6 protein-coding genes are annotated in these 6,744 nt (G+C 63.5%); 3 read left to right on the top strand and 3 right to left on the bottom strand.

What is annotated here, in order from left to right:
• Positions 1 to 424 precede the first annotated feature (424 nt).
• The gene (locus IMZ29_RS15050) at positions 425 to 1,063 is read right to left on the bottom strand and encodes a hypothetical protein (protein ID WP_216185562.1); all 639 of its coding nucleotides are present in this window, start codon (positions 1,061 to 1,063) and stop codon (positions 425 to 427) included.
• Between the two features lie 844 nt (positions 1,064 to 1,907).
• On the opposite strand from IMZ29_RS15050, the gene IMZ29_RS15045 reads away from it, so the two are divergent.
• The 3 genes from IMZ29_RS15045 to zigA all read left to right on the top strand — a co-directional run bounded on the left by IMZ29_RS15045 (position 1,908) and on the right by zigA (position 5,011).
• Positions 1,908 to 2,936, top strand: coding sequence for a DUF4214 domain-containing protein (locus IMZ29_RS15045; RefSeq protein WP_216185560.1), 1,029 nt, complete (start codon positions 1,908 to 1,910; stop codon positions 2,934 to 2,936).
• A 360-nt stretch (positions 2,937 to 3,296) separates the two neighbouring features.
• Positions 3,297 to 3,650 (top strand): hypothetical protein, encoded by a 354-nt coding sequence (locus IMZ29_RS15040; RefSeq protein ID WP_216185558.1) that lies wholly within the window; start codon positions 3,297 to 3,299, stop codon positions 3,648 to 3,650.
• A gap of 146 nt (positions 3,651 to 3,796) precedes the next feature.
• Positions 3,797 to 5,011: a zinc metallochaperone GTPase ZigA gene (gene zigA / locus IMZ29_RS15035; RefSeq protein ID WP_216185556.1), complete on the top strand. Its 1,215-nt coding sequence runs from the start codon at positions 3,797 to 3,799 to the stop codon at positions 5,009 to 5,011.
• Between the two features lie 86 nt (positions 5,012 to 5,097).
• Here the strand turns inward: zigA and IMZ29_RS15030 are convergent, their stop codons facing one another.
• A complete protein-coding gene (locus IMZ29_RS15030; RefSeq protein WP_216185554.1) occupies positions 5,098 to 5,319 on the bottom strand; it encodes an acyl-CoA carboxylase biotin carboxyl carrier protein subunit in 222 nt (73 codons plus the stop codon).
• Positions 5,320 to 5,368: 49 nt separating this feature from the next.
• Positions 5,369 to 6,739 (bottom strand): acetyl-CoA carboxylase biotin carboxylase subunit, encoded by a 1,371-nt coding sequence (locus IMZ29_RS15025; protein WP_216185552.1) that lies wholly within the window; start codon positions 6,737 to 6,739, stop codon positions 5,369 to 5,371.
• Between the last annotated feature and the right edge of the window lie 5 nt (positions 6,740 to 6,744).

The following is a 6,744-nucleotide window of genomic DNA, read 5'->3' as shown; positions in this document are numbered from 1 at the left end:
TTCTGCTTCGTGCCATCGCTTCGCTCTCCAGGCATGATCATGCCATCTGATCTGTCCGGAGTAACGGGGCAAGCCCATCGGCTGGGAAGTCATCGTTGAGGTGACAAAGATTCCGGAGGGGGCTACTGCCGAGTAAGCAGCTGCGAGGGCTACCAATGCAGTCATTTGGCACGTCATCGAGCTAGCCTCGACCGGGCTCAAATCGATAGGGTCGTTTGGCACCAGCCCCCTCTCCAAGGCTGCTAACTTCTCTTGAGACAAGCAGCGAGCAATTGCTCATTAAGCCTCCAACACTGCCACCAACTGCCCATCCTCCACGGCATCTGCTTCACCCACCAGCAGTTCCACCACGCTGCCGCCCTCTCTGAAACCGTGAAGCCAGGCGAAGAGACGCAAAAAACCGCTTAAGCGGGCTCGTTCAGCCTTACAGCCTCGGTTGTAGTACTGAGACTCCAGGTTTCGACTGTTCAGCCAAGATCCCGGAGTTGATGAGTTTCTGCGCCATGTCTTCCATCGTTCGCTGAAGCGCCTTGCGGCTTGCTTCCGATACAACCTGCTCTCCGATGTCGCAACCACCTGACGTGTCAGCGCGGCCCTCGCCCCGTGCAGTTCCTTGGTACAGAAGGTTGCCAGCGGAATCAGAGGCGCGCATGCGGATTGCCAGTTCGCTGTGTGCCTCTGCGGTAGCGACGAAGAAACCAGGTATGAAGCGCAAGCGCGCGATTGCTTCGGACAGCGAGAAATCGAGCGCGTAGCCTTGGCCGACACCGGTTGCCACCGAGTCGGATCTGCTCACGTGCCGAAAGCCGCCTTCAAGCGTTTTGGAGATGGACTCGGAGACCGCGCCGCCCCAATCGACAGCGTAGTTGTGAGCGCCGCAGACGTGACCGAGATTGACCTTTTGGCGCAGTCCAGACAGCTCGGGGTGCACGCGTACGGTGGCATCCTCAGCGAGCTTCCTGGACGGCATGATTTCGGCCGACCCGTCGGCGCTGGAAACCACTGATGTGTACGCACATCCCTGAAGCACAGCAGACAGGGTAACGAGACTGATGAGACGCATTGTTGTTAACAGTATATTTTGGTATCAAAGCACGGCTTTTTATCACGTTTTGACACTTTTAATTCGTGACATATGCTGGGGTGCAGCCCGGCTTTGTGCGGGAGACGCAAAAAAGCCCGCCGGGGCGCTCGTAGAGCGTTCGCCTAAAGCTACAGGCTCCTGCGTTTGTGCTTTCGGAATTAGATAACTTGAGCTCTACGTCGGCTCACGTTGCTTCAGCTGCGTGTGTCGAACCGGGCTTCAGCCGTACCAGACCGCTAGCAGCTTTTGGCTGGCGCGACAGATACGCAGTTACAGACCACAAAGACGTTTCCAGTCAGTCACCCTAAATCCGATCGCATCGATGATCTGCTGTGGCTCGAATCCTCGGGCAACCACAGTAGACCGATGGTCCGCGGCAACACCTGTTGGCAGTTCAGCCCAAGTTTTTCGTCGAGGTGCTATCCCCGCTTGTCTCTCGCACAGTGATTCTTCCGGATTCTCGTGGCGTACGGTTCGTGGATAACGCGTAAATCTGTGCAGCGCACGATCATTGCGGCGATGGACACAGCGGGCTTTGCCGCCGTGGACACCGATCCGCTCGGTTCTGAGGAGGGGAAGGGCAGGGTGTCCAGCTCGTTGGCAGGTGCTGAGCGCTCAGTCTAAGGCGCCGGGGACGCCTGCACTGGAATCTGAAGGTCGTCGATGGCCGCGGCCAGCACGTCTTCTAGACGTTCAATGTCCTCAGGCGTGAGGGCGCGCACCTGCTCTTCGGGGATGCGGGAGAGAGGCCATAAGTCGGATCCGGTGCAGGGTTCGTGCAGCGTGCTTCAATATTGTCTGCGCCTCACACTTCACTGACCCCATGGCCCGCTTTATCGAATTCCACCCCGTCGACATGCTCAACGTCTCCGTCGATCGCGGCGTCGTCACTGCCGTTACGCCGAACGGCTTTTCCGCCGCCGGCGCCAACGGCATGAGCTGGACGTACTACGGCAACTTCACCTATCACGGCTCGGGCGTCGTCACGGGCACGGTCACCGGGTACGAGCACTACCAGTACGGCAACGTGCTCTATGCCATGGATCAGTTGAGCGTCGGCTTGAGCACCGTCGATGCCTACCTCGGCCGCGGCGACGTCTTCGGGTTGCTGGTGCACATGTTCCGAGGCAACGATGTGATGCTCGGGTCGCCGGGCGACGACATTCTCATCGGCTGGGACGGGGTTGACACGCTTCAGGGTGGGGCGGGCAACGACACGCTCTTTGGCGGTGACGGCAACGACGTGCTGGTGGGCGGGGAGGGCAATGATTACCTGATCGGTGAGGGCGGCATCGACACGGCCTGGTATGCGCTGGAGCGAGATGCCTATGAGGTGAACCGGCTCACGCAAGACATCTGGGAAGTGGTGGCGCCGGCGGGCTCGAACGAGGGCTGGGACATGCTGCACACGGTGGAACGCGTGAGCTTTTCGGACACGATGCTGGCGCTGGATGTGGACCCGACGGGGCATGCGCGGCAGGCCTATCAGATGTACCGGGCGGCCTTTGATCGTGAGCCGGACCCGGTCGGCCTGGGTTATTGGATCGCGCAGCTCGACTATGGCTATTCGGTCACTGATATCGCTCGAGGCTTCACGGGCACGGGGGAATATCAGGCCCTGTATGGGGTGGGTAACGGGCACGAGCGCTTCATCGAACTGCTCTATCAGCACGTGCTGCATCGGCAGCCGGATGCCTCGGGCTATGCGTATTGGCTGGACGAGCTGAGCCATGGGGGCAGCCAGGCGTCGGTGCTGGCGTCGTTCTCGGAATCGCAGGAGAACCGTGAGCAGGTGGCGGGGCTCGTCGCCGGTGGGATCGAGTACATCGGGTGGTGGGAATCGCCGGTGTGATGCCAGGGTGACGTCGTCAAGATAAATCCGTGACGTCAGCAGCGGTCGGCTTCGATCACTACGCCCCTGCCATCCGATCCGCGCCGGCGCGGCATGCCTACGGCGCCGCGAAAGTGGGCCGGAAATCAGGTGCGCAACAGCCCTGACGTTACGCCTTGCATGAGCCCCTTCATCGGGGCCGGAAGAGACTCGCACCACTTCCACTATCTTCAAGTTGCCATCGGTGCGCATCCCTTCTGCCAGCCCACGGTGAGGGGTTCCATGTTGATAGGGGTCGAGGCTCCGATGGGCATGGGACGTTTCGTTGGGCGCAGCGGCATCCCGTACCATGAGTGGCTGCTGTAAAGGGAATGAGGCCGCATGGACGATGACGACGCTGTACGCGCCCTGTATCTGCGCGTAGACCCCATCCCGGATGCGCCGGCGCCCGGCGCCGGTCGCGCATGCATCTGCGTCGACGTGGGCGATGAGACCATCGTGGCACTCGCCGAGCAATGGATGCTGGCCCACGCGGATGAGTTGACGTGTGTGCGCAGCTCGGGCTGCGGCTGCTGCGTGATCGGCTGGGATATCGAAGGCCCGCAGGCTGTCATCGAGACCCTGCCGGCGCAGGTGGGGACTGCGGGCGCCTGGCCGAGCGGGGAGGCGGCGCCCAAGCCGCGCCGCTTCCGCGTGGGCGGCTCGTTGTGGACGAGGTTCCCGCGGCGGCGTTGACATAGCCCGCGGAGACGCTGTCGGCTGCGGTCACCGTGTCAAATCAGAATTGATATGTCATATCATTGCATTTATAGTGTGCGGCGAATCGCATGTCGCGCCTCTGTACCGGACCACGCCTTCCCTCTGCCAACGCCCTCCCTCCCATGAACACCCAAGCTCCCGCCAACGCCACTGCCAAGCTCCCCGTCACCGTCCTGTCCGGCTTTCTTGGCGCGGGCAAGACGACGCTGCTGAACCATATCCTGCATAACCGCGAGGGCCGGCGCGTCGCGGTCATCGTCAACGACATGAGCGAGGTGAACATTGATGCCGCGCTGGTCCGTGAGGGCGGCGCGGGCCTCTCGCGCACCACGGAGACGCTCGTGGAGATGAGCAACGGCTGCATCTGCTGTACGTTGCGCGAGGATCTGCTGGTGGAAGTGGAGCGGCTGGCGCGGGAAGGGCGGTTCGATCAGCTCGTGATCGAATCGACGGGCATCTCCGAGCCCTTGCCCGTGGCCGAGACCTTCACCTTCGAAGGCGAGGATGGCCGCAGCCTGGGCGACGTGGCGCGTCTGGACACGATGGTGACGGTGGTGGACGCGTACAACTTCCTGCGAGACTACAGCTCGCGCGATTCCGTGCAATCGCGCGGCGAGTCGCTGGGCGACGAGGATGAGCGCACGGTGGTGGATCTGCTGATCGAGCAGATCGAGTTCTGCGACGTGATCGTTCTCAACAAGATCGATCTCGTCGCTCAGGCCGAGCGCGAGCAGCTGGTGGCCATGCTGCGTGGTCTGAATCCGCGCGCTCGGGTGGAAGTGGCCGAGTTCGGCCGTGTGCCACTCGATCGGGTGCTGGATACGGGGCTCTTCGACTTTGCCGAAGCTTCCCGGGCGCCTGGCTGGCTGCAGGAGCTGCGTGGCGCGCACGTGCCGGAGACCGAGGAGTACGGTATTCGCAGCTTCGTCTATCGCGCGCGCCGGCCCTTCCACCCGCAGCGCTACTTCGACTGGGTCGAGAGCGAGTGGCCAGGGGTGGTCCGTTCCAAGGGCTTTTTCTGGCTTGCGAGCCATCCGACGCTGGCCGGCAGCTGGTCACAGGCGGGGGCCATCGCCCGTCATGGGGTGGCCGGGCAGTGGTGGGCGGCCGTGCCCCCGGAGCATTGGCCGCAGGATCCGGAGGACGTGGCACGCATCCGGGAGAAGTGGGATGCCAATGTGGGTGACGCCCGCCAGGAGATCGTCCTGATCGGCATTGGCATGGACGAAGAGGCACTGTGCAGGCGTCTGGACGCCTGCCTGCTGGACGACGCCGAAATGGCCCTGGGGCCGCGGGGATGGACGACCTTTCCCAACCCGTTCTCGGGCTGGTCGTGACCGCCCTCACGCCGCCATGGGCAGTCGGCACCGGCCCGTCGTCAGCCGGGTCGAGTTCTCTCGACAAGGGCCGTGACGAGCGCGCCTCAGGCCTCCAATACGGCTACGACCTGCCCATCCTCCACCGCATCTCCTTCGCCCACCAGCAGCTCCACCACGCTGCCGCTGTCCGTCGCCACGACCGGAATCTCCATCTTCATCGATTCGATGATCAGGATGGGATCGTCCTCCTGCACTGAGGTGCCGACAGGGGCTTCGACCTTCCACACTTTGCCGGTGACTTCCGATCGGATGTCGATGCGTGCCATGGTGATGTTCTCCGAATGATGCGTTGAATGGAAGAGAGGGGGCGCGGTCTCACGCGGCGGCGCGGGTGCGTGCCTTGGCGTCGCGCGCGAGGATCTCCGCGCCCAGGCCGGTGTGGACATGCCCGCTGCGAAATTCGTCGCTGTCCAGCACATTGCGCACGAATGAAATGTTGTGCTTCACCCCTTCGATCACGGTGGCGTCCAGGGCGTCGATCAACGCGTCGACAGCGCGTGCGCGATCCGGCGCATGCACGATGATCTTGGCGATCATCGGGTCGTAGTAGGGCGTCACCGTGCTGCCTTCGCCAAAGCCCGTCTCCACGCGGATCCCAGGGCCCGAGGGCAGGCGCAGGGTCTTGAGCGTGCCGGGCGAGGGAAAGAAGCGCACGGGGTCTTCGGCGTAGACGCGGGCTTCGATGGCGTGGCCGTGGGCGGACACGTCTGCGGGCAGGACGGCGCTCAGCGATTCGCCGGCGGCCAGGCGGATTTGAGCTGCGACCAGGTCGATGCCGGTGATTTCCTCGGTGACGGCGTGTTCCACCTGTAGCCGGGTGTTCATCTCCAGGAACTGGAAGTCGTCGCCGCCATACAGGGTTTCAGCGGTGCCGATGATGTCGTAGCCGAGTCTGCCCAACACGTTGACGATGTTGTCGCCGGCTGCGTCCACCACGCTGCGGGGCAGCAGGGGCGCGGGGGATTCTTCGATGACTTTCTGATGGCGGCGCTGGATGGAGCAGTCGCGCTCGAACAAGTGGCGGATCTGCCCGTGCTGGTCGGCCAGCAGCTGGAATTCGATGTGGCGGGGCTTGAGCATCAGGCGTTCGAGGTAGACCTCGGCGCTGCCGAAGCTGCGCTCGGCCAGGGAGCAGGCGCGCGTGATGGCCTTGGCGAGTTGCTCGGCGTCGTGGGCGGCTTCCATGCCGATGCCGCCGCCGCCGGCGGCGGGCTTGACCAGCACGGGAAAGCCAATCTTCTCTGCGGCCTGGATGGCGGCGGCGATGTCGCCATCAAGCAGGCTGGAGCTGGGGCCCATGGCCAGGCCGTTCTCGGCCATCAACTGGCGGGCGCGGGTCTTGTGGCCCATGGCTTCGATCCAGCGGGGGCTGGGGCCGATGAAGCGTGCGCCGGTGTCGTTCACGCGTTGGGCGAATTGGGCATTCTCGGCGAGGAAGCCGTAGCCCGGGTGCAGGCCATCGGCGCCGGATCGCTTGAGCACGTCGAGCAGGGCGTCCTGGTTCAGATAGCTGGCGCGGGGTTCGGCGGCGCCGATGCAGAAGGATTCATCGGCGGCAGCGAGGTAGGGCATGTTCGCGTCGGCTTCCGAATAGACGGCGACGGATCGAATGCCCATGGCGCGTAGCGTGCGGATGACGCGGGCGGCGACGGCGCCGCGGTTGGCGACCAGGACTTTATGGAACATGGTGG

It is taken from the genome of Verticiella alkaliphila (genome assembly GCF_018904615.1).
Classification (GTDB): Bacteria; Pseudomonadota; Gammaproteobacteria; order Burkholderiales; family Burkholderiaceae_B; genus Verticiella; species Verticiella alkaliphila.
This window is presented reverse-complemented; position numbering and strand designations above follow the sequence as displayed.